We start from the raw sequence: 21,088 nt of genomic DNA, 5'->3' as shown, positions 1-21,088 counted from the left end.
TGAACGGACCCGGGAGACGACATGAACGACACCGTGATCACCTGCACCGACACCGCCGAGTGGGAGTCGTGGCTGTCGGCACACCATGACCACGCCAAGGACGTTTGGGTCAAGATCGCCAAGAAGGGCGCAGCAAGCACCACGATCACGCTGAGCGAGGCCCTGGATGGTGCTCTCTGCTACGGATGGATCGATAGTGTCCGGCGTGGATACGACGCGAATCATTACGTGCAGCGCTATTCGCCGCGGCGGGCGCGCAGCCCCTGGTCGCAGGTCAATGTCGCGAAGGTCGAGGCCTTGATGGCGGCGGGGCGGATGCGGGCGCCGGGGCTGGCGGCAGTCGAGGCCGCGCGGGCCGATGGGCGGTGGGAGGCGGCGTACGCGTCGCAGCGCGAGGCCACGATTCCCGAGGATCTCGCGGCAGCGCTGGATCGGGATCCGGCTGCTCGGGAACAGTTCGATTCGCTCGACCGCACCGGGCAATACGCGCTGTTTCTGCGGCTGATGAAAGCCTCGACGCAAGTGCGGCGCGCGAATCAGTTGCGCCGAATCATCGAGGAGCTTTCGGCCCAGTCGAATACATCCACGGTCGTCCCGGGGTGCGTGTCGTCCTCCCGCACCTGAGCGTCGAACCCCGCGGCCACGAGGATCCCGTGAATCGCCGCCGCCATGATGCGACGGACTTGATCGGCGTAGCCGTAGCGCGAGGAGAAGAACAGTTCATCCAGCCGTTCCTGCTGAGGTCGGTGATGCTCGGAGGGCGAGAGCAAACGGTCCATCGCCTGTTGCCCTTCGTCATACAAATCCTCGGAGACGATCCATGCCACCGAGACAGGAGGTGTCTCGTCGGGTTCCACACCGATCGCGATCCCGCCCACGTTGCGCTTCGCCTCGTAGTCCACGCGCGGCAAGCCGACCTTGCGCAATTCGAGGGCGACCAACTGTGCGAGTTCAGACCATTCCATTCGGCCATCGTCGACGACTCGCCGAATGTCGCCTTCTCAGTACTGAAGCGGTTTCGCAGAGCCTCGCCCGTGATCGGCCCAGACGCTGTTTGCGCCAACTCCCGGTCCAGAGGCGGCCCCGGGGCCTACCGTGAACTACCGACCGCATGCATACCGACCGGGAGGCGAGTTGCGCATCATCGTCCGCGCGTTGCTGATACTGCTGGCGCTTGTCTGCGGACCTGCGGTGCTGGTGCCCGGCGCAGTCGCCGCGCCGAACACCGACGACATCACCGCGCGCCGGATCGATAACATGCTGGTCGTGCGAGCCGGTGCGGCGACGCAGAGCAAGGGTGAGCTGATCGAGCTGCTGTCCAGGCAGTTCCTCGGGACGCCGTATGGCGCGAACATGCTCATCGGTTCGGCGACCGAACCGGAACAGCTCGTCGTCGACTTCCGCAGTGTCGACTGCTTCACCTACCTCGACTACGTCGAAGCGCTCAGCCGCTCCAGCACCCGCGACGAGTTCACGACGAACCTGATCGAAACCCGGTACGCAGGTGGTCGAGTCGAATTCGCCCGGCGCAAACACTTCTTCACCGATTGGGCGCACACCCAACGCACCGCCGCCACGGACATCACCGCCACCCTGTCCCCCGATGCGATCACGACCACCGTGCACCTCAACGCGAAGGCCGACGGCACCACCTACCTCCCCGGCCTGCCGGTAGTAGAACGCGCAATCACCCACATCCCCAGCTCAGCGGTCGACGACGCGGTCATCGCAGGTCTGCGCACCGGCGACTACATCGGCGCCTACGCCGACCAACCGGGACTCGATGTCAGCCACGTCGGGATATTCGTCGCCACCCCGGATGGACCGGTTTTCCGCAATACGTCGTCCTTGCCTGCCGACAACAAGGTCGTCGATACACCATTGCTGGACTATGTCCGCGCGACGCCCGGGATCCTCGTCCTCCGCCCGCGATAATCCGTCGACCCGTGCTTGCCCACAGTGACAACGCGAGATATTCTGCATATCTAAGGCATATATCTCATATATCGAGGCGGCACAATGTCCAAGCTCCTGATCGACGTCGATGACCAAGCACTCGCCGAAGCACAACAGCTGCTCGGCACAACCACCAAGAAAGACACAGTGAACGCGGCACTCGCCGAGATCGCGCAGCGACTCAAGCGAGTCAAAGCGCTGAATGAGCTAACCGAGATGGCCGAGCAGGGTGACTTCGACATGCTGCTCGACAAGGACGAATACCGGCGGTGATCAGCTACCTCATCGATACTTCGGCAGCCGCCCGCCTCCTCCTCAACCCAACCGTACGGAAAGCCTGGCACGAGACCGTCACCGCTGGAGTCGTGGCACTCTGCGATCCTGTCGAGTTGGAGCTGCTGTTCACAGCCCGGTCGCTGGCCGATCGGTTGCGCAAAAAAGAGACCCTCGGTGAGTTGTTCGGCTGGGTCGCCACCCCGGAAAATGCCTGGTCGCGCACTCACCAGGTGCAACAGCTACTCACCGAGCAGGGGCATCATCGCAGCGCTGGCGTTGTCGACCTACTGATAGCAGCAACCGCGGAAGCCAACAACCTGACGATCCTGCACTACGACCGCGATTTCGAGACCGTCGCCAAGACAACTGGTCAACCGACTCAATGGATTTCGCCGCAAGGCACCATCGCGTGATTACAAGTGGATGAAGCGGTATGACATACCCCGCAAGTGGCCGGTTTGCACCTAGCGGGGATCGCGGTCAATCATCGCTGCTCGATCGGGGAGCATCCACCTCGACGTAGTCGGATTCGTCGTCTGAGCCAGTGCGCACGGCACGGCGGGACTGGGCGCGCATAACCGACGCTGTTGTCACCCAGGCGTGCAACGCCTCTCGCAATGGCACGGGGTCTTCCGATGTCAGTGTCAGCACTACCGCGTTACGGATCTCCGCCAAAGCCTCGTCCCTATCGTCCGGGTCGAACTCGGACAGCCACGCCAGCCCACCGAGCTCGACGGGAGTTGGTGCGTCGGTCCGGGCGAGTACAGCCTCGGCCGTGAACAGCTGCTGGGTGACGGCGGCCGCTTCACGCAGCGCGGCTATGCGCTGGGCCGCGAGCATGACAAGCACTGATCCGTCGGTGTCCCGCAGCGACGCCGACGAACGTTTCGCCTCGTCGAGGAACTCGCGGCGCCGCGCACCTGCAAGATCGCTGACCTGGAACATCGTCATGCCATGATCCCTAGCAAAATCATGGCATGCCAGCCTTTGGGTGGGGATCGGCCCCGACACAACAAAACGGGCCGCGAACGCGAGGGGTTTACGTTCGCGGCCCGTTTCGGACGGGATCAGGCGGTGACTGGCGCCTGTTCCCGCTGAAGTTCCAGCGCAATGTCGATGAGCTGGTCTTCCTGTCCGCCGACGAGCTTGCGCTTGCCTGCGCGGACGAGCATTTCCGCGGCCGAGACTCCGTAGCGTTCGGCCTGGCGTTCGGCGTGGCGCAGGAAGCTGGAGTAGACGCCCGCGTAGCCCATCATCAGGGACTGACGGTCGAGCAGGCATTCGGCGGGCATGGCCGGGCGGACGACGTCCTCGGCGGCGTCGGCCATGGCGAAGAAGTCGATGCCGGTCGTGATATCGAGCTTGTCGCAGACACCGACCAGCGCTTCCACGGGGGTGTTGCCCGCGCCCGCACCGAATCGACGGGCGCTGCCATCGATCTGGGTGGCGCCCGCGCGGATGGCGTAGATCGAGTTCGCCACGGCGAGGTCCATGTTCTCGTGACCGTGGAAGCCGACCTGCGCGTCGTTGCCGAGTTCGGCGACCAGCGCGGCGACCCGATCGGAGACCTGCTCGAGCACGAGCGCGCCGGCCGAATCGACCACGTACACGCACTGGCAACCCGCGTCGGCCATGATCCTGGCCTGCTTGGCCAGCGCCTCGGGCGGCTGGGTGTGCGACATCATCAGGAAGCCGACGGTTTCCAGGCCGAGTTCACGGGCCAGGCCGAAGTGCTGGATGGAGACGTCGGCCTCGGTGCAGTGGGTGGCGATGCGGCAGATGCTCGCGCCGTTGTCCTGGGAGATCTTGATGTCTTCCTTGACGCCGACGCCGGGCAGCATGAGCACCGCGATCTTGGCCTGCTTCGCGGTCTCGGCCGCGATGGTGATCAGTTCCTGTTCCGGGGTTTTGGAGAACCCGTAGTTGAACGAGGAGCCGCCGAGGCCGTCACCGTGGGTGACCTCGATGACCGGGACACCGGCGCCGTCGAGCGCGGTGACGATGTCACGCACCTCGGTCGCGGTGAACTGGTGGCGCTTGTGATGGGATCCGTCACGCAGCGATGTGTCGGTGACGCGAATATCGAGTTCAGCTGAAAAAGCCATGGGGAACGCTCCTTACACCCGTGCCGAGGCGATCTGCTTGGCCATGACCTCGCCGACCCTGGTGGCGGCGGCGGTCATGATGTCGAGGTTGCCCGCATAGGGCGGCAGGAAGTCGCCCGCCCCTTCGACCTCGACGAAGACCGACACCTTCGCCATGCCACCGGATACCACCGACGGCTCGTCGAACTGGGGCTCATTGAGCAGCCGGTAGCCGGGCACGTACTGCTGGATGTCGGCGACCATCCGGTGGATGGAGTCGGCGATCGCATCGGTGTCGGCGTCGTCGGGGATGGCGCAGAAAATGGTGTCGCGCATGATCATCGGCGGCTCGGCCGGGTTCAGGATGATGATGGCCTTACCGCGTTCGGCGCCACCGATGGTCTGCACGCCACGGCTGGTGGTCTTGGTGAACTCGTCGATGTTGGCTCGGGTGCCGGGCCCGGCCGACACCGAGGACACCGACGCGACGATTTCGGCGTAGGGCACCGGAACCACACGCGACACTGCCGCGACGATCGGAATGGTCGCCTGACCACCACAGGTGATCATGTTGACGTTCGGGGCGTCGATATTGGCCCCGAGGTTCACCGGCGGCACCACGGCGGGCCCGACGGCGGCGGGGGTGAGGTCGACTGCGCGAATCCCCTTCTCGGCGTACTTCGGCGCCGCATCGCGGTGCACGTACGCCGAGGTGGCCTCGAAGACCATATCGGGGAGTTCGGATTGGCCGAGCAGCCAGTCCACACCCTCGTGCGAGGTCTCCAGACCCAGCCCGCGGGCGCGCTTCAAGCCTTCGCTCTCGGGATCGATGCCGATCATCCAGCGCGGTTCGATGTGCTCCGAGCGGAGCAGTTTGTACAGCAGATCGGTGCTGATGTTGCCGGACCCGACGATCGCGGCGGTGACGGTCCCTTCGGACACGACATACCTCCTACGTGAATTGCAAACGGACAGAACCGAGTCCGGCGAACTCGGCATGGAAAGCATCTCCGGGACGCGCGTCGATGGCGCGCGTGCAGGAACCGGGCAGGACGACATCGCCCGCCTTCAACCGGACCCCGAAGCTCGCGACCTTGCGGGCCAGCCACGCCACCGCGATGACCGGATCACCGAGCACCGCATCACTGCGGCCTTCGGCGATGACCTCACCGTTGCGGGTGAGCACCGCGTCGATCGACTTGATGTCGATGTCCTTGGGCGCCACCCGCTCCTTGCCGAGCACGAAGCCGGCGGAGGAGGCATTGTCGGAGATGGTGTCGGCGAGGCCGATGTTCCAGTCCTTGATCCGCGAGTCGATGAGTTCGATCGACGGTGCGTAGGCGACGGTCGCGGCGAGCACGTCTTCTTCGGTGCAGTCCGCACCGGGCAGATCGGCGCCGAGCACGAACCCGACCTCCACCTCCACGCGCGGGAACAGGTAGCGATCGGCTTCGACGGGAACGTCTTCGTAGACTTCCATTTCCGCGAGCAGATGCCCGTAGTCCGGTTCGTCGACGCCCATCATCTCCTGCATCGCCTTCGAGGACAGGCCCACCTTGTGCCCGACCACCCTCGCGCCGCTGTCGAGCCTGCGCCGGATATTGATCAGCTGGATCTCGTAGGCGTCGACGACGTCGATATCGGGATGCCGGGCGACCAGCGGATCGATGGCGACCCGGTCGCGTTCGGCGCGCTCGAGTTCGTCGGCCAGTTCGGTTCGTACCGCATCGGACAGCACGTCAGTATCCCTTTCTCTCATGAGCGGAGCCCACCATGGTTACGCTTCGCTGCCGCCTCCGGGCTCGACCGCTCATGAGAGGGGTTCCTTTCTCATGAGCGGGTCCCTCTGTGGTTCGTTGCCGACCGCTCATGAGGGGTTCCTTTCCGCTGTTGCCGGATCGCGCCGGAGGTTGCGCACGCCCGCCGCCGACCGTCCCGCACGACGTCCGGAGAACACGCAGTCGGCCAGTGACAGCCCGCTGACGTAGGACTCCGAGCAGATGCCGACGGCGGTGCGTCCGGCCGCGTACAGGCCAGGGATATCGGTTCCGTCCGCCGATCGCACGGCGCCGGTGTCCTCGTCGACGACGACGCCGCCGAGAGTCAGCATCGGGCAGGGGTTGATCACGCTCGGGCGAATGGACACGTTGAGCAGCCAGAACGGGCCGGTCCGCAGCGGGGTGGTGTACTCGGCCGGCTTGCCCACCGGGTCGGGCGTGCCGGCCGCGATGGCCTCGTTGTAGGCGTCGACGGTTGCGCGCAGGCCTGCGGGATCGATACCCGCCTTGGCCGCGGCCTGCTCGATGGTGGCGCCGCGTTTGGCGCTGCGCCGCAGCGGCTCGAACTGGGCGCGCTGGAACCAGGTGCCCTGGGCGCCGATCTGGCGGATGGCGGTGCGCATCATCGCATCGTCGGCCAGCAGCCAGCCGGTACCGCCATGCTTGTTGACCAGCGCGTTGCCGACGGCTGCGCCGTAGCGGGTTTCGTCGATGACGCGGCGGCCCTGCCCGTCGACCAGGACGGCACCGGTGAACACGCTGGGCGGCAGCAGGAACCGCCACGCCGAGACATTGCTCATTCGGTCGGTGGCCGCGCCGACGCTCTCGGCCATCGTGATGCCGCTGCCGTCGTCGCCGGTGGTGCCGAGCGCCATGCCGCCCTTGTAGGCGGGGGCGTGTTCGGCCACCATCGCGCGGTTGGCGATGAAACCGCCGGCGCTGACCACGACACCGCGCCGGGCAAGCACCCGGATGGTGGTGCGGTAGCGCTCGTCCAGCTTCGCCATCCGCTGCTCCAGCGCCTTGCGCAGCGGCGGGTAGTAGATGCCGGGCTTGGCGGCGAGCTTCGCCATGCGGGTGTAGCGGTCGCGAATCCGGCCCGGCGCCTCGCGCAGGGTGCGGGCTTCGACGCCGATGACGGCACCGGTGTCGTCGGTGATCAGCTTGGTGACCTGGGTGAGCGTTTCGGCTCGGACCCCGGCCCGCGAGGCCGCGGCGATCAGCGGCGCGGACAACTGCTTGCCGGAGACCCCGGGTCCGTGCACCCGATGGCCCCGCTGAGCTGCGGGGATATCGGAGAAGGCGCCGGAGATCTCGCTGCCGGAGTAGTAGAGGTAGTAGTCGTCGTTCGGATACGACGTCTTGTACGGGCACAGCGACGCCTCGAACGGGACGCCGTGTCCCTTCAGCCAGTCGATCATGCCGGGGCTCTCGTCCACGAAGCGACGCAGCGTCTCGGGACGCACCGCGTCGCCGACCTCGCGTTCGAGGTAGGCCAGCATCGCCTCGGGGGTATCGGTGACGCCTGCTTCACGTTGCACGGAGGTACCCCCGCCGGCGTAGATGATCCCGCCCGACAGCGCGGTCGCGCCTCCGCCGGTGAACCGTTCCAGGACCAGCACCTGCGCCCCGTCGGCGGCCGCTTCCAGCGCCGCGCTGGCGCCCGCAGCCCCGTACCCGACGACGACCACATCGGCGGACATGTCCCAATCGAGGCTCATCTACTCCACTCCGGTTCCGCTCCACTTCGGAACTCGCCACCAAACTGGAACGAGTTTCCTTGACGATAAGACTGCTGCGTCGACCCCTGATTAGCAAGGTATACGCACCAACCAATGGATTAACAACCGAAGATTCTATAACGTGTTCTACATGACTGATCGGGAATACGATGTGGTGGTGGTCGGTAGCGGCGCCGCCGGAATGACCGCCGCGCTGACTGCCGCCCATCACGGGCTCAGCGTGGTGGTCCTGGAAAAGGCCGCACACTACGGTGGATCCACCGCTCGCTCCGGTGGTGGAGTATGGGTTCCCGGGAACAAGGCACTGCTGGCGTCGGGGCGTCCGGACGACCGCGAGGTCGCGCGCAAATACCTGCACAGCATCATCGGCGATGTCGTGCCGAAGGAACGGATCGACACCTACATCGATCGCGGGCCGGAAGCGCTGGACTTCGTGCTCGACCACACCCCGCTGAAGCTCAAGTGGGTGCCCGGTTACTCCGACTACTACCCCGAGGCTCCGGGCGGTAAGGGCGATGGCCGCTCGTGCGAGCCCAAGCCGTTCAACGCGATGGTCCTCGGCGAGGAACGGTTCAACCTCGAACCGCCGTACGCCAAGGCACCGTTGAACGTCGCGGTCATGCAGGAAGACTTCGTTCGGCTCAACCTGATCAAGCGCCACCCCAAGGGCATGATGCGGGCGATGCGCGTCGGCGCCCGCACCTACTGGGCGAAGTTCACGCGCAAGCATCTGCTGGTCATGGGCCAGGCGATCATGGCGGCCATGCGCAAGGGGCTCATGGACGCGAACGTTCCGCTGCTGCTGAACACCCCGATGACCAAGCTCGTCGTGACCGACGGCGTCGTCACCGCCGTCGAGGCGCTCCAGGACGGCAAGCCCGTCACCTTCACCGCGCGCCAGGGCGTCGTCCTCGGCAGCGGCGGCTTCGAGCACAACGCCGAGATGCGCGCCAAGTACCAGCGCCAGCCCATCACCACCGAGTGGACGACGGGTGCGGCGGCCAACACCGGCGACGGCATCGTCGCGGGTATGGACGCGGGCGCCGCGATCGGATTCATGGAGGACGCCTGGTGGGGTCCGACCGTGTTCAAGGGCGAGGGCAGGCCGTGGTTCGCACTGGCCGAGCGCAATCTGCCCGGTGCGATCATGATCAACACCGACGGTAAGCGATTCGGTAATGAGTCCGCTCCTTACGTCGAGGCTGTGCACACCATGTACGGCGGCGAATACGGTCAGGGTGAGGGTCCGGGCGAGAACATCCCCGCCTGGCTGGTGTTCGACCAGCGCTATCGGAACCGCTACATCTTCGCCGGGCTCCAGCCTGGTCAGCGGTTCCCGTCCCGCTGGATGGAAAACGATTTCATCGTCAAGGCCGGCACCCTCGAGGAACTGGCCGACAAGCTCGGCGTGCCCGCCGAGAATCTCGCTGCCACCGTCAGCCGGTTCAACACCTTCGCCGAAACCGGCAAGGACGCGGACTTCGGCCGCGGCGACAGCCACTACGACCGTTACTACGGCGACCCGACCGTCAAGCCGAACCCGTGCCTGGCCGCGCTGGTCCAGGGCCCGTTCTACGCGGCCAAGATCGTGCCAGGCGACCTGGGCACCAAGGGCGGTCTCGTGGCCGATACCGCCGGTCGCGTGCTGAAGGAGGACGGCACCCCGATCGAGGGGCTGTACGCCTCGGGTAACTGCTCCACCCCCGTCATGGGCCACACCTACGCCGGTCCCGGCGCGACCATCGGTCCGGCGATCGCCTTCGGCTATCTGGCGGTGCTGGATATCGCCGAGCGGAAGAAGGCACAGCCGGCGGAGGCTTCGGCCGAGGTCTAACGGATGTTGCTACGCGGGTGGTTGCCGGTTGCCGACCGGCACTCACCCGCGTTCGTCGTTCCTCCGCCGTCCCACCAGGCGGACAATCCGGCCCGCCCCGACGCCGCAATCGGCAGGATGACGAAAACGGCGGCACACATTTGTCCACAATCATGCACAAGGAGAACTGATGCCCATCGACCCGAAGATCGCGCTCGGCGCCGAACTGCCGAGCCGGGAGTTCGCGTGGACGGCGTCCGACGTCCAGCTGTATCAGCTCGGCCTCGGCGCGGGTGCGCGCTGGACCGACGCCGCCGAACTGCGTTACCTCGACGACCGCGCCCCGCAGGTGCTGCCGACGTTCGCGACGGTCGCGCAGACCCTGCACGAAACCGAGCCGCCGAAGGTCAGCTTCCCCGGTATCGACATCGATCTGGCCAAGGTGGTGCACGGCTCCCAGGAGATCGTGGTGCACCGCCCCATCCCCGCCTCGGGTAAGGCGACGAGCACGGGCCGGATCAGCGAGATCTGGGACAAGGGTTCGGCCGCGGTCGTGGTGCAGGAGAACACCATCACCGGCTCCGACGGTGCCCCGCTGTGGACGGCTCGCTCCTCCATCTTCGCCAAGGGCGAAGGCGGTTTCGGCGGCGAACGCGGACCGAGCACGAAGTCCGAATTGCCCGACCGCGCACCAGATTTCGACGTCACCACCCCCACCCTCCCCCAGCAGGCACTGCTCTACCGCATGCTCGGCGACCGGAACCCCCTGCACTCCGACCCCGAATTCGCCCGCGCCGCAGGCTTCCCCAACCCCATCCTGCACGGCCTGTGCACCTACGGCATCGTCTGCAAAACCGCCACCGACACCGCCCTCGACTCCGACGCCTCCCGCGTCACCGGTTTCCGGGCGCGTTTCGCAGGGGTGCTGTACCCGGGCGAAACCATCCGCACCCGGATCTGGCGGACCGAAGGTGAACTGATCATCGGAGCGAGCGTCGTGGACCGCGACGATGCTCCGATCCTCGCCGACGTCCGCCTGACCTTCCACAACTAAACACCCCAACACCTCGACGAGGGGGACATGGGGCAGGGCGAATCGGCGTGTCGCCTGCCTGATGTCTCCCTCGTCGGTGTCTCTGGCGCCGCGCCATTCGAATTCGATCCACATCCCGTGGAACCTCAGCTCGGGTCGTTACGTCGATGAACCAGGCGGGACCGGTCGGCATCACTAGAGTGTTAGTTGTGGACCCACCGCTGGCGAGGGAGTTCTCCGCGTACGGCCTATCGCATTGGGTTGTGCTGGCGGTGTTCGCGGCCGGGGCGGTGGCGGTCGTCCTGGTCGGGCGGCGGGAGCGGAACGGCGGCGCGCCAAGTGTTTTCGGGCGGGTGTTCGGGGCTGCCACGCTCGGGACGTATCTGGTGGTCTACCTGTTCATGATGTTTCCGCCGATGATCGAGCGGTCGGTTCCGCTGCGGTTGACGGATTTGGCGACCATCGTGGCGGGGTATGCGCTGTTGACGCAGCAACGGTGGGCTTATGCGTTGACCTACTACTGGTGTCTCACCTTGAGTACGCAGGCGCTGGTGTCGCCCGCGTTGGAGAGTCCGGACTTTCCGCATTATGAGTACTTGGGGTTCTGGGCTATCCACTTGCTGGTCGTGTGGGCGGCGATCTATTTGACGTGGGGGGTGGGGATGCGGCCGGACTGGGGCAGTTACCTGTTCGCGGTAGCGGCGACGGTGGTGTGGGTGGCGGTGACCTTTGTCTTCAATTCGCTCGCCGACACCAATTACGGGTTCGTGAATCGGAAGCCGTCTACGCCGTCGCTACTCGATGTGCTGGGGCCGTGGCCCTGGTATCTGGGCACGGTCGCGCTCATCCTGCTCGCGGTGTGGGCGTTGATGACCTGGCCCTGGGTTCGGGGGCGTCAGAAATAGTCGCGACCGGCACGCCGGTAGGTGGCGTGACTTCATGACTTGACCTTGACACGGTGACAAGGACTTGAGTGGGTCGACGAAGGAGGTGGTTGCTGTGAACACAACCAACCATGAGGTAGATGCCCGCCTCGTCGACGCTCATGCCGGCGCCGAGGCGTCGGCCCGGCTGCGGACGGCGCTTTCGGCAGGCACGCTCGGCGCTCCGCGCCTTGCCGAGACGCTGGTCAGGCTCTGCTCATCGCCTCGACCATATGGCCGCTCCCCCCGGGGCAGCCAAGCGATGACCGATAGCAAGAAACCCCACCCGGACAAACACGTCCACCCCCGATGTCGCGGCGGCGAACGCGAAGTCGGCCAGCCGTAAGGCTGATGAACCCGAAGAAAGGCACGTTCGAGATGTCTCGAATCACTCGGCTCACCATCGGCGCACTGATGGCCGGCGTCCTCCTGTCCCCCGCCGCGCTCGCACAAGCCGAGGCGCCGCAGGTCGCGATGGCCGAGGTCGCCGACACCGGCTCGGCAGGCACCGGCTCCGCGGGCGAAGCCGCATCCGCCTCGATCTCATTCCTCATGCGGTCGGCCTGCGTGGTCCTGCGGCTCGTGAAGGATCCGACGATGTGCCCCATGGTCCCCGCCCCGTTCTGAGCGCCCGAGTCCCTGACCTGACCGGACGCGACGATGCCGGTCGTTCCCGCCGAATTCGGCACCCGATATCCGGGACGAAAGATTCCGGACACATGCACAAGGAGATTCATACAATGACGCGAACTCTGCGGTCGCCCAAAGCGATTCGTCTCGCCCTCGGCGCGGCCGCTCTCGGAGTGGTCGCGAGCGTTACCGCTGTGGTGGCACCGCCCGCGTCCGCGACGGTCAAGAGCATCGGCATCCACCCGTCGGCCACTATCGGCACCCACCAGTACGCGACAACCTGCTCCTACACCGTGGCTGTGACGGTGGACGACAACACCAAGCCGGTCTACTTCTTCGAGGAAGGCCAGGGCCCCACTGGCTTCGCCGAGGCGATGCCATCCGGCAACGCAGCCAGGGTGACCTGGACTCCGTCCAGGACGGGCATCACCTATATCTACGCCATCCAGGCGGGGTCGACGGTTCAGATGAAGCAGGTGATCGGCGGCGTCGGCAACGGCATCAACACCGGTTCCGCCTGTATCGCGATCTGAGTCGCGACCGGAAACCGGCAGCGGGCCCGGCCACGGTCACCACTGCGGTACCGTCGCCGGGCCCCGCGCGCTACCACTCGCCTGGCGCCTGATCAGCCGGGGAAGGATTCGGGGCCGAAGCGGCCCCGGCACCGGTGCGATGTCGAGCGCGGCCGGCTCGGAGTGACGCCAGCTATGCGTATACATATACTGCCCCCATGGATCCCCTGAGCCTCGCGGTCGGTGGTGGCCTGGTTGTTGCCGGCTGGGTCGTCGGCCGGTTCGCTCAGCGCCGGCCCCGGCAGGGAAAACAGCTTCGCCCGCGCTGCGGATGCGGGCATGACCTGGCGTTGCATGATCGCGACACCGGTAAGTGCCACGCCGAGATCTCTCGGCGTGGTATGCACGGCATGCGGGAATGGGTGAACTGCAATTGCCGCCGTTACACCGGCCCGACGCCGCTGGAAGAGGTGTTCGCGCCACCGATCCTTCCCCCGGAATCCTGAACGGACGGAAGTAATCTCACGAATTCGTCGGGTTCCGTCCGGAAGCCCGCATTCGCCGCGGTGTCGATGCTCGCCCGCGACTCCCAGCCGGGACCGCGTACTCGCGCGCGGGGCGGACCGGCTGCTGTGAAAGTATGGGCATACGTGACGGAAGGATTCCTGCCGTGACTATGGGCATGGAGTCCGTGGTCCATTGGACCGAAGACGGAACAGCCCGCACTGCGCGGTGGCGTTCCGAGAATGAGGCGCCCGCGCCTTCCCGCGTGGTCGTTATCGACGATCGCACCACCGCGAAGTCCGCCTACCGCATGGCGCGCAACGGAACTGGTTTGTTGTGGCGCGGCGACTTTCACAATGCGCGCCAGCTGCTGCGGGCCGTGGATCGCTTGCAAAGCTCCCGCGCCGAGCCGATCGGCGACGGTCCGGCGGAGCTCTTCCACCGGCATCGGGCCAAGCGCGCCGAACGGGCGCGGGTGCTCGGGCGGTTGATGGTTCTGCTCGAGCCGGACCACTCCCTGACGCTGCGCCGGGCACCCGATGTCCGGGCAGCATGCGATCACGCGTACGGCGTCGCCACCGAGCCCTCGTGTGTGTCGCTCACCGAACTCCTCGGGGTGCTCGGCGCCCACCAATGGCATCTGCGCGGCGTGCCGATCGAGGCGTTGGGCGACCGTATTCATCCCGCGTACGGGGTTTTCTCACCGGTGCGCGGGGAGTACATCGATCTCGTGGCGGATGCGCCGTTCACCGCAGGCGCGGCGCCCTCGGTCGTGTTCGACCTCGGGACCGGGACCGGGGTGCTCGCCGCCGTCCTCGCCCGCCGGGGTGCGGGGCGGGTGATCGCCACCGATATCAACCCCCGCGCGGTGGCGTGTGCGGGCGCGAACATGCGGCGGCTCGGGCTCACCGACCGGGTGCATGTCCTCGAGGCCGACCTGTGGCCGGGTGGGCGGGCCGACGTGATCGTGTGCAATCCGCCCTGGCTGCCCGCGCAACCGACATCGGAGCTGGAACTCGGCATCTACGATGCGGATTCCCAACTGCTGCACCGGTTCCTGGACGGACTCACCGACCATCTCACACCCGCCGGGGAAGGATGGCTGGTCCTGTCCGACCTCGCCGAACACCTCGGGCTGCGGATGCGAGCGGCCCTGCTGGCTCGCATCGCCGCCGCCGGGCTGCGCGTCGCGAGCAGGCATGACACACAGCCACGGCACCCTCGTGCGACGGACGCCGCCGACCCGCTGCACGAAGCCAGGCAGCGTGAAGTGACGTCGCTGTGGAGGTTGGTGCGGGACGGGTCGTGACGGTCCCCGCCGGATGCGGCGGTGCCATGGACCGCCGTACTCGCTGGGGGTGGGGATCCACCACCTTGGGTGACTATGTGCCCGGCGTTCGCTCTTCGACGATGGGAGTACACCGCACACAATCCAGGAAGACGATATCCATGGCACTCGCCCTCGACCAGGAGCTTTTCACCCGAACGGTTGCGCATTCGCGCGAGCGCACGACTCCGCCTTCCTCGCCGGCGGCGGTACCTGTCATCGAAGCGATCGCGACCGGTGCGCCCGGTCTGGTCCTCGACCAAACCGACGCGGCGGACTGGATCGCCGGGCAATTCACCGATCCGGAGCAGCAAACCTGGATCAGGCGACTGTTCGGCAAAACCATGATCAACACCCGGCGATTCGCGGTCGACCCGCTCGATTCTCGACCTCATGCGCCCAGCGGCACACCGGCGAGGATCCAGGATCGCATGCGGCTGTTCTACCGCCACGCCGTTCCGCTGGCTGTCGATGTGGCGCGGCGTGCGCTCGACGGTGTCGACCCGGCCGACGTCGGACTACTCGTGTTCGCGACGAGCACCGGTCTCATCGCACCCGGCGTCGACGTCGCGGTCGTCAACGACCTCGGACTGCCCCGGTCGGTCGCTCGCCTGGTGGTCAACTTCATGGGGTGCGCGGCGGCGATGAACGGGATTCGCACCGCTTCGGACTTTGTCCGGGCCAACCCGCACAAGAAGGCGCTCGTGCTGTGCATCGAGCTCAACTCTGTGCATGTCGGGCCTGTCGAAGACCTCAACGACGTGGTGAGCTACAGCTTGTTCGGGGACGGCTGCGGTGCGGTCGTCATCGGGGCGAACCGCGGGGCAGAGCCTGCCGACGCGGGGACGATCGTCATCCGGGATCACTTCACCCACCTGTTCGAGGGCACCGAAGACGGCATCGCGGTCGGCGTCGGGCACGACGCCATCACGTGCGAGCTGTCCGAGAACGTACCCCGCTACATCTACGACGGAGTCGCTCCCGTCGTCGGAGAAGTGTTGCACCGCAATGAATTGAGCCAGTCGGACATCAATGTCTGGGCAATCCATCCGGGCGGGCCGAAGATCTTGCTCGAATCCGCTCGATCACTCGACCTCCCGCCGGAAGCCGCGTCGACGAGTTGGGATGTTCTCGGCGAATACGGAAATATGTCGAGCGTCTCGCTGATCTTCGTGCTCGAACGGATCGCCAATCGGACCGGCGCGGACGAGCCGACCTCGACGGGCGTCGCGTTCTCCTTCGCGCCGGGAATCACGATGGAGGGATTCGTCTTCGACGTCGTCCCCGGGTGAACCTACTGCCTCGGCCATCCGGCGCGATCGAGTGCTGTGGATGAATTCCGACGTCATTTCGGCGAATTCCGACATCGAAGCGTGTTCATGCGACGTGTTCGTACGGTGAAACTGACGTCATCAGGATCTCTTGTGCGCCAGGGTGCAGGGCATTCAGCGTTACCTGAGGAGCGCGCGACTCTGGCGCGGTGCACGGCAGGACGCGTGTTGTTCCCGGAGATGTTCTCGGTGCTCGAGTAGCGTCAGCAGAGGATGTTTCGCACCATCTGACCGGGAGGCGGGCATGGCCGATACCACGAATACCGACGATTCGGGACTCGCGGAGACGGCGTCGCCGTTGGTCCGGCAGCTCAATGGCGGAAACTGGCTACCGCAGCAGGAAGCCGAGGCGCTTCGTGCGGAGCTGTTCTACCAGCGTGCGGTGCATGCCTATATGACGATGCTGCCCGCCCTGAACGTGATCGGAATGCGCGACGGATCCGAGAGAGCCTTCGGGCGCGGGTATCACGTGCTGCCGATCTGGAAAGACCGGATGGACAGCCGTACCTGGGTCCCGACGCCGAACGCCGACGTCATCTACGCGATGAGCTACCTGGACCTGAAGGAGACGGGACCGCTGGTCGTAGACGCTCCGGCGAACGTCATCGGGATGTTCACCGACTTCTTCCAGCGCACCCTGACCGACGTCGGTGCGATCGGCCCGGACCGGGCCCGTGGCGGACTCTATCTGCTGTTGCCGCCGAACTACGATGGCCACGTCCCGGGCGGCTACTACACCGTCACCTCGTCCACCTACAACGTGTTTCTGTTCTTCCGCGCTGTGATGGGCCGCGGCGATGGGAAACCCGCGCCTGCGGCGGGGGTCGCGGTCGCTGAACGTACCCGGGTTTTCCCGTTGTGGACGCCGGAGAAGGATGTCCAGGCGATGCGGTTCCCCAACGCCAGCGGTCAGCGCCTGAACATGATGTACCCGACCGATTTCACGTACTGGAGCACACTGAAGGAGTTCGTGGACTACGAGCCGGTTTCGGCGATCGAACCGGAGTCGCGCGGTGTGCTGGCCTCGATCGGCATCATCAAGGACGAGCCGTTCGAACCGCGGGGCTGGCAGCGAACGGCGCTGGATCGCGCCGTTGCCGATGCCCCGCGGATGATCCTGGCCTTGGCTCAGCTGGGGCGCGAGGACAACCGCAACTACTACTACGATGACCGCCGATGGCAGGTCGCCTGGGCGGGCGGTACGGCCGAGTGGATGCAGGACAGTTACCTCGATATCAACACCCGCGCCCGGTTCTTCCAGTACGCCTACTCGTCGGCGCCGGCGATGAATATCCACTCCACCGGCGCCGGATCGAAGTATCCGTTCACCTATCACGATGCCGACGGTGAGTTTCTGCACGGCGGCCACACCTACAAACTGCGCCTGCCACCGGATGTGCCGGCCGGACTGTTCTGGGCGACCACCGCCTACAACATCACCGACGGCACCATGCCCGAAACCGATCAGCTGTTGCCCTCGACCAACGGCTACTACGACATTCCGCACAACGACGACGGTTCGATCGACATCTGGTTCGGGCCACGCAAACCCGACGGTGTCGTCGACGCGGCGTACATCCGCACTGTTCCCGAACGGCACTTCATCGTCGCCCTGCGCCTGTACGGCACCGAGGTCGCCTTCTACGACCAGACCTGGCGGCCCGACGACCTCGTCAAAATGGACTGATCCGAGGACGCCGCCGACCCGTCGCACGAAAACCTTGCAGCGCGAAGTGACGTTCGCTGTGGAGGTTGGTGCGGGGCGAGGCGGCGGCGCCGTCAGTGCGGTGAGCGGTGAACTCAGCCGCAGTGCACCGGGCCGTTGCTCCCCCAGGCGGCGGTGAAGCCGTCGTGCTGCGCGGAACCTTCCCAACTGATGCACTGGCCGGCGGCATCGACCTTCACGGGACCGGCGTAGTACGCGTACATCCCGTCGTCAACCACCGGGTTCCTGCCATAGATCCGCACTGCGGCACTTGTCGACGTCTTCTTGCCGATGTCGATCTTCTTCCAGGTGACGACGCAGTTCGTGCGGCCGTTGTACATCAGGTAGATCGTGGCGAAATTCTTCAGATCCTGTTGGTTGATCACGCGGTAGCTGCCACCGCCGCACGCGGCGATCGGGGACGATGCCGCATTGGCCGGGGCGGCCATGGTCAGCGACCCCGCGAGAACCGCTGCCAGAGCGAGGCCGAGCCGGGCCCCATAGTTGATCACACGCATCGTTCGAACTTCCCTTCACACACGAACCGATTCACCGCGGCGACCCGAAGTGGGCGGCCGGTTACCGTATGGCAATCGGTGAACAAGGCACATCCTGCCCTGGGTCGGCGGGCGGGGGTTCTCAGCAGTGGATGGTGGTCGGCGGGATCGTCGTGTCATCCGCCGCGCTCGAATCCGGCGGGTACCCGGGGCCAACAGCATGGTCCGGCCACAACTGGTGCACATGTGCTTTATGAGGCCGGGCTACGTCGTCCCCCGCGGAATATTCCGCTGTTGAATATCGAGCAAATGAACTCCAATCACATTGCAGAGGAATGGTTTCCGGCACACGATGTTCAGTGCTAAATTGTGTTCGGGGTTTCTTCAGGGCGGTATCTGGTGTTGATCAGCGAACCATCTGCGGTGGGCGCGGTGTGCTCGGCGAAGGGCCGTACGGTCCGAATGGTGTAAATGCCCAGCATGTCTCCCGCGGCAGCGTCATTGCTCTACCCGTTTGCGGGTCGATCGGCCCGCCCTCAATGGGGAGGACTCCATGCAGGACACCGGATCCACCTTGCCGCGACGCCAACTCGGCCGCTACCTGATGGACTGGCGCACGCGCGCCGGACTGAGCCAGCCACAAGCGGCCGAGCTACTCGGAATCGGCTCCAGCAGTTTGTATCGGCTCGAACACGGACAGAACGGGAAGGTCAACCTCAGCCATGTGGAAGCGGCGTGCGAACTGTACGCCGTGCCGGAGGAACATGCCGCCGCGTTCGACGGGCTCGCACGACAGGCCAACGTTAAAAGCTGGTGGCATGAGTTCGGAGATCTGATTCCCGAGAACTTCGACGTTTACATGGGGTTGGAGTCGGCCGCCCGGAGGTTCACCTCGTATCAAACGGAGTTGGTGCCGGGGATTTTGCAGACTGCCGACTACACGCGCGCGCTGGTTCGGGAAGGGTACCCGGAGGAATCCTCAGCGGAACACGAACGGCGGGTACAGATGCGACAGTACCGACAGATGATCGTGACCCGGAAGCGTTGTCCCGTGGAAGTCGATGTTCTGCTGCACGAATCAGTGTTGCGGCGTGTCATCGGAAGCCCACGAGTCTCGGCGATACAGCTCAAGCACTTGGCCGACCTGAGCACCAAACCAAACGTCAGGCTGCGTGTGATGCCCAATACGGCAGGTGCGCCCCGCGGTACGGGGGCGGGCCACTTCGTCATCCTCGAGTTCGGGATTGACAGGACAGGAAGGGAAGTCGAGCCGCCTGTCGTATACATCCAAAGCCTCACCGGCGGGCTCTATCTCGAGAAGCCGAAGGATGTTCGTGGGTACCATGGGCTGTACGAGGCATACCTGGGTGCTGCCCTCGATGCCGTGGAGAGCCGGGCTCTGCTTCGGCGGGTCGCGAAGGAGTTTCTACCATGAACGTTGATCTTTCCGGTGCACGGTGGTTCAAGAGCAGTCACAGCGATGCCAGCTACGAATGCGTTGAGGTTGCCTTCCTCGACCACCGCTTGGTCGGCGTCCGCGACTCCAAGAATCCAACCGGTGCCGCGCTTGTCTTCAGCCAGAACGAGTGGGCAGCCTTTACCGCCGGACTGATGAGCGGCAGGTTCAATCAGCACTAGAAGCGCAGGCGCGAGCAGCACCCAGTGCGGGCCCAGGACGTTCAGTTGTCCAGGGTCCGCACACTAATGATTTCCCTACCAGTTGCCGGTGTCGTGATCCCCCCGAATCGAGACCTCGCTACGGCATGAACTCTTCAGCCGGTGGTCCATCGAGGCTGTCAATCAGTTCTATCCCGACGGCATATCCTGCCCGGCTGTCGTAACCTTCTGCCCAGTCCCATCATCGGTCTCTGTCAGGTTTGCAATCGACTTCGCAACCACCTGCTGGATCAGTTTGACCGTCTCGATGTGCTCCGTGAGCACCGCGTCGAGCGACTGGTCCGTGCCGGTGGCCTTGAACGCAAACTTCTCTCGCAAGGCATCACCCGAGGGAAAGGTACCGAAACCTTCGATATCAGTGACCTGCTGGATCTTGTTGTAGATGAGGTCCAGCTTGTCCAGATAGTTTCGGCAAACGAGGTCAAGCCCAGCGCCGACGTTCTTGTCCAAGGTCAGCTCGCCAGAATTTGCCTGGTCTAGCAATTGGCGCCATTGATTCGGATCTACACCGCCGAGGTCGACGACACTCACGTATCCCCCTAGTTCTCGGGCAGGTACTCGCCCAGGTCGGCGGTGTGTCGGCCCGCGACCGAGCACATGTCCTCTTTAGCGCCCACCGACGCGCGCGCTCCTGCCGCGAACATCACGATGCCCTGCGGGACCTCCACTGCGATATTGCATCTCAGGTCGTGTGCCGACCCCACCTTGCGAAACTGGACTGCCCGACGCGACCCGACGGTGGTGTCAGAGAACTCGGTGAAATCATCGCGTGCCTTGACTTCGTCCAGGGTCGGGGTCCCGGACGAGATGGTGAGCCAGTACCAATCCGCGTCCGCTTTCCATGTGCAGATCTTCCAGCCAGCGTCGCTGAAGTCCACCTCGGCAATACCGGACTCTTTGGAAGCAGTGTCGAGAGCGGTGCTGGAAATCGCCGACCCTGGCAGAGCACACGGGTCCCACAGAGCTGCCTCGTCCGGCTTAGCACTCGTACTGTCTGCGGCGCTCCCGGTCTCCGAAGTCGGTCCGTCCTCCGGACTCGCTGCCGCACTCTCAACCGCCGTCGGCGACCCGTCGGTCGAACCCGAACACCCGGCAACCCCCAGCACCGCCGCCGCGAGCAGCACAGTCCCCCGTACCCGACCGGCACGACGGAACCTTTTGTTGTCCACGGACACGTAGCCCCCTTCTGAACCCACGCGGGCCGCCGAGCCCTTCCACAACCGGGACGACCCAGGCGGCGCATTCCCCCCAGCACGCTACCGCCCGCCCCCACCCCCAACAACCCCCGGCTGCTCGGGTG

24 protein-coding genes are annotated in these 21,088 nt (G+C 65.4%); 15 read left to right on the top strand and 9 right to left on the bottom strand.

What is annotated here, in order from left to right:
• Positions 1-21 precede the first annotated feature (21 nt).
• The gene (locus GV792_RS28035) at positions 22-624 is read left to right on the top strand and encodes a YdeI/OmpD-associated family protein (protein WP_163827997.1); all 603 of its coding nucleotides are present in this window, start codon (positions 22-24) and stop codon (positions 622-624) included.
• On the opposite strand, the gene GV792_RS28030 is transcribed toward GV792_RS28035, so the two are convergent.
• Positions 537-941 carry a hypothetical protein gene (locus GV792_RS28030; protein WP_163827996.1) on the bottom strand — a complete coding sequence of 135 codons (405 nt, stop codon included), beginning with the start codon at positions 939-941 and terminating at the stop codon, positions 537-539. The two genes, GV792_RS28035 and GV792_RS28030, sit on opposite strands and share 88 nt — an antisense overlap.
• A 193-nt stretch (positions 942-1,134) precedes the next feature.
• On the opposite strand from GV792_RS28030, the gene GV792_RS28025 reads away from it, so the two are divergent.
• The 3 genes from GV792_RS28025 (at position 1,135) to GV792_RS28015 (ending at position 2,645) form a co-directional block, all read left to right on the top strand.
• Positions 1,135-1,935 (top strand): DUF1460 domain-containing protein, encoded by an 801-nt coding sequence (locus GV792_RS28025; RefSeq protein WP_163827995.1) that lies wholly within the window; start codon positions 1,135-1,137, stop codon positions 1,933-1,935.
• An 84-nt stretch (positions 1,936-2,019) separates the two neighbouring features.
• Positions 2,020-2,229, top strand: a complete 210-nt coding sequence (locus tag GV792_RS28020; protein ID WP_163827994.1) for a type II toxin-antitoxin system VapB family antitoxin — start codon at positions 2,020-2,022, stop codon at positions 2,227-2,229.
• A complete protein-coding gene (locus GV792_RS28015) occupies positions 2,226-2,645 on the top strand; it encodes a PIN domain nuclease (RefSeq protein ID WP_163827993.1) in 420 nt (139 codons plus the stop codon). The genes GV792_RS28020 and GV792_RS28015 overlap by 4 nt, the downstream gene beginning before the upstream one ends.
• Before the next feature lie 67 nt (positions 2,646-2,712).
• Here GV792_RS28015 and GV792_RS28010 read toward each other — a convergent pair whose 3' ends face one another.
• The 5 genes from GV792_RS28010 to GV792_RS27990 all read right to left on the bottom strand — a co-directional run bounded on the left by GV792_RS28010 (position 2,713) and on the right by GV792_RS27990 (position 7,815).
• A complete protein-coding gene (locus tag GV792_RS28010) occupies positions 2,713-3,183 on the bottom strand; it encodes a hypothetical protein (RefSeq protein WP_163827992.1) in 471 nt (156 codons plus the stop codon).
• Between the two features lie 116 nt (positions 3,184-3,299).
• Positions 3,300-4,337 carry a 4-hydroxy-2-oxovalerate aldolase gene (gene dmpG / locus GV792_RS28005; protein ID WP_163827991.1) on the bottom strand — a complete coding sequence of 346 codons (1,038 nt, stop codon included), beginning with the start codon at positions 4,335-4,337 and terminating at the stop codon, positions 3,300-3,302.
• Positions 4,338-4,349: 12 nt separating this feature from the next.
• Complete coding sequence (locus GV792_RS28000) at positions 4,350-5,258, bottom strand: acetaldehyde dehydrogenase (acetylating) (RefSeq protein ID WP_163827990.1); 909 nt, start codon at positions 5,256-5,258, stop codon at positions 4,350-4,352.
• A 10-nt stretch (positions 5,259-5,268) separates the two neighbouring features.
• Positions 5,269-6,054, bottom strand: coding sequence for a 2-keto-4-pentenoate hydratase (locus GV792_RS27995; RefSeq protein WP_163828007.1), 786 nt, complete (start codon positions 6,052-6,054; stop codon positions 5,269-5,271).
• 129 nt (positions 6,055-6,183) lie between these two features.
• Entirely contained in the window at positions 6,184-7,815 is a 1,632-nt protein-coding gene (locus GV792_RS27990) for an FAD-binding protein (RefSeq protein WP_163827989.1), read from the bottom strand.
• Positions 7,816-7,957: 142 nt separating this feature from the next.
• Between GV792_RS27990 and kstD the strand changes: the two genes are divergently transcribed.
• The 9 genes from kstD to GV792_RS27945 all read left to right on the top strand — a co-directional run bounded on the left by kstD (position 7,958) and on the right by GV792_RS27945 (position 17,596).
• On the top strand, positions 7,958-9,670 hold the full coding sequence (kstD, locus tag GV792_RS27985) for a 3-oxosteroid 1-dehydrogenase (protein WP_163827988.1): 1,713 nt from the start codon (positions 7,958-7,960) through the stop codon (positions 9,668-9,670).
• Between the two features lie 169 nt (positions 9,671-9,839).
• The gene (locus tag GV792_RS27980; protein WP_163827987.1) at positions 9,840-10,703 is read left to right on the top strand and encodes a MaoC family dehydratase; all 864 of its coding nucleotides are present in this window, start codon (positions 9,840-9,842) and stop codon (positions 10,701-10,703) included.
• A 146-nt stretch (positions 10,704-10,849) separates the two neighbouring features.
• A complete protein-coding gene (locus GV792_RS27975) occupies positions 10,850-11,587 on the top strand; it encodes a YwaF family protein (protein ID WP_163827986.1) in 738 nt (245 codons plus the stop codon).
• 396 nt (positions 11,588-11,983) lie between these two features.
• A complete protein-coding gene (locus tag GV792_RS27970) occupies positions 11,984-12,232 on the top strand; it encodes a hypothetical protein (RefSeq protein ID WP_163827985.1) in 249 nt (82 codons plus the stop codon).
• A gap of 113 nt (positions 12,233-12,345) precedes the next feature.
• Positions 12,346-12,768 carry a hypothetical protein gene (locus GV792_RS27965; protein ID WP_163827984.1) on the top strand — a complete coding sequence of 141 codons (423 nt, stop codon included), beginning with the start codon at positions 12,346-12,348 and terminating at the stop codon, positions 12,766-12,768.
• Between the two features lie 197 nt (positions 12,769-12,965).
• Positions 12,966-13,253, top strand: a complete 288-nt coding sequence (locus GV792_RS27960) for a hypothetical protein (RefSeq protein ID WP_163827983.1) — start codon at positions 12,966-12,968, stop codon at positions 13,251-13,253.
• A 170-nt stretch (positions 13,254-13,423) separates the two neighbouring features.
• Positions 13,424-14,560: a methyltransferase gene (locus GV792_RS27955; protein WP_375154480.1), complete on the top strand. Its 1,137-nt coding sequence runs from the start codon at positions 13,424-13,426 to the stop codon at positions 14,558-14,560.
• 140 nt (positions 14,561-14,700) lie between these two features.
• A complete protein-coding gene (locus GV792_RS27950) occupies positions 14,701-15,870 on the top strand; it encodes a type III polyketide synthase (RefSeq protein WP_163827982.1) in 1,170 nt (389 codons plus the stop codon).
• Between the two features lie 283 nt (positions 15,871-16,153).
• Positions 16,154-17,596, top strand: a complete 1,443-nt coding sequence (locus GV792_RS27945; protein WP_163827981.1) for a DUF1254 domain-containing protein — start codon at positions 16,154-16,156, stop codon at positions 17,594-17,596.
• A 113-nt stretch (positions 17,597-17,709) separates the two neighbouring features.
• Here GV792_RS27945 and GV792_RS27940 read toward each other — a convergent pair whose 3' ends face one another.
• Positions 17,710-18,132, bottom strand: coding sequence for a hypothetical protein (locus GV792_RS27940; protein WP_163827980.1), 423 nt, complete (start codon positions 18,130-18,132; stop codon positions 17,710-17,712).
• A gap of 532 nt (positions 18,133-18,664) precedes the next feature.
• Between GV792_RS27940 and GV792_RS27935 the strand changes: the two genes are divergently transcribed.
• Together GV792_RS27935 and GV792_RS27930 are read left to right on the top strand one after the other, a co-directional pair.
• Positions 18,665-19,546 carry a helix-turn-helix domain-containing protein gene (locus GV792_RS27935; protein WP_163827979.1) on the top strand — a complete coding sequence of 294 codons (882 nt, stop codon included), beginning with the start codon at positions 18,665-18,667 and terminating at the stop codon, positions 19,544-19,546.
• Positions 19,543-19,749 carry a DUF397 domain-containing protein gene (locus GV792_RS27930; protein ID WP_163827978.1) on the top strand — a complete coding sequence of 69 codons (207 nt, stop codon included), beginning with the start codon at positions 19,543-19,545 and terminating at the stop codon, positions 19,747-19,749. The genes GV792_RS27935 and GV792_RS27930 overlap by 4 nt, the downstream gene beginning before the upstream one ends.
• Positions 19,750-19,917: 168 nt before the next feature.
• Here the strand turns inward: GV792_RS27930 and GV792_RS27925 are convergent, their stop codons facing one another.
• Positions 19,918-20,319, bottom strand: coding sequence for a hypothetical protein (locus GV792_RS27925; RefSeq protein WP_163827977.1), 402 nt, complete (start codon positions 20,317-20,319; stop codon positions 19,918-19,920).
• A gap of 8 nt (positions 20,320-20,327) precedes the next feature.
• Complete coding sequence (locus tag GV792_RS27920) at positions 20,328-20,912, bottom strand: DUF3558 domain-containing protein (protein WP_163827976.1); 585 nt, start codon at positions 20,910-20,912, stop codon at positions 20,328-20,330.
• Positions 20,913-21,088 lie beyond the last annotated feature (176 nt).

It is taken from the genome of Nocardia cyriacigeorgica, assembly GCF_010868145.1.
GTDB lineage: Bacteria > Actinomycetota > Actinomycetes > Mycobacteriales > Mycobacteriaceae > Nocardia > Nocardia cyriacigeorgica_D.
The sequence above is the reverse complement of the archived record's forward strand: the minus strand, read 5'-3'. Positions and strand labels throughout refer to the sequence as shown.

Excerpts from the sequence above, each read along its gene's own strand:
- GV792_RS28035 (WP_163827997.1), top strand. The coding sequence starts at position 22 with ATGAACGACACCGTGATCACCTGCACCGACACCGCCGAGTGGGAGTCG.
- GV792_RS28020 (WP_163827994.1), top strand. The coding sequence starts at position 2,020 with ATGTCCAAGCTCCTGATCGACGTCGATGACCAAGCACTCGCCGAAGCA.
- GV792_RS28010 (WP_163827992.1), bottom strand. The coding sequence starts at position 3,183 with ATGACGATGTTCCAGGTCAGCGATCTTGCAGGTGCGCGGCGCCGCGAG.
- dmpG (WP_163827991.1), bottom strand. The coding sequence starts at position 4,337 with ATGGCTTTTTCAGCTGAACTCGATATTCGCGTCACCGACACATCGCTG.
- GV792_RS27990 (WP_163827989.1), bottom strand. The coding sequence starts at position 7,815 with ATGAGCCTCGATTGGGACATGTCCGCCGATGTGGTCGTCGTCGGGTAC.
- GV792_RS27980 (WP_163827987.1), top strand. The coding sequence starts at position 9,840 with ATGCCCATCGACCCGAAGATCGCGCTCGGCGCCGAACTGCCGAGCCGG.
- GV792_RS27975 (WP_163827986.1), top strand. The coding sequence starts at position 10,850 with ATGAACCAGGCGGGACCGGTCGGCATCACTAGAGTGTTAGTTGTGGAC.
- GV792_RS27970 (WP_163827985.1), top strand. The coding sequence starts at position 11,984 with ATGTCTCGAATCACTCGGCTCACCATCGGCGCACTGATGGCCGGCGTC.
- GV792_RS27965 (WP_163827984.1), top strand. The coding sequence starts at position 12,346 with ATGACGCGAACTCTGCGGTCGCCCAAAGCGATTCGTCTCGCCCTCGGC.
- GV792_RS27960 (WP_163827983.1), top strand. The coding sequence starts at position 12,966 with ATGGATCCCCTGAGCCTCGCGGTCGGTGGTGGCCTGGTTGTTGCCGGC.
- GV792_RS27955 (WP_375154480.1), top strand. The coding sequence starts at position 13,424 with ATGGGCATGGAGTCCGTGGTCCATTGGACCGAAGACGGAACAGCCCGC.
- GV792_RS27950 (WP_163827982.1), top strand. The coding sequence starts at position 14,701 with ATGGCACTCGCCCTCGACCAGGAGCTTTTCACCCGAACGGTTGCGCAT.
- GV792_RS27945 (WP_163827981.1), top strand. The coding sequence starts at position 16,154 with ATGGCCGATACCACGAATACCGACGATTCGGGACTCGCGGAGACGGCG.
- GV792_RS27940 (WP_163827980.1), bottom strand. The coding sequence starts at position 18,132 with ATGCGTGTGATCAACTATGGGGCCCGGCTCGGCCTCGCTCTGGCAGCG.
- GV792_RS27935 (WP_163827979.1), top strand. The coding sequence starts at position 18,665 with ATGCAGGACACCGGATCCACCTTGCCGCGACGCCAACTCGGCCGCTAC.
- GV792_RS27930 (WP_163827978.1), top strand. The coding sequence starts at position 19,543 with ATGAACGTTGATCTTTCCGGTGCACGGTGGTTCAAGAGCAGTCACAGC.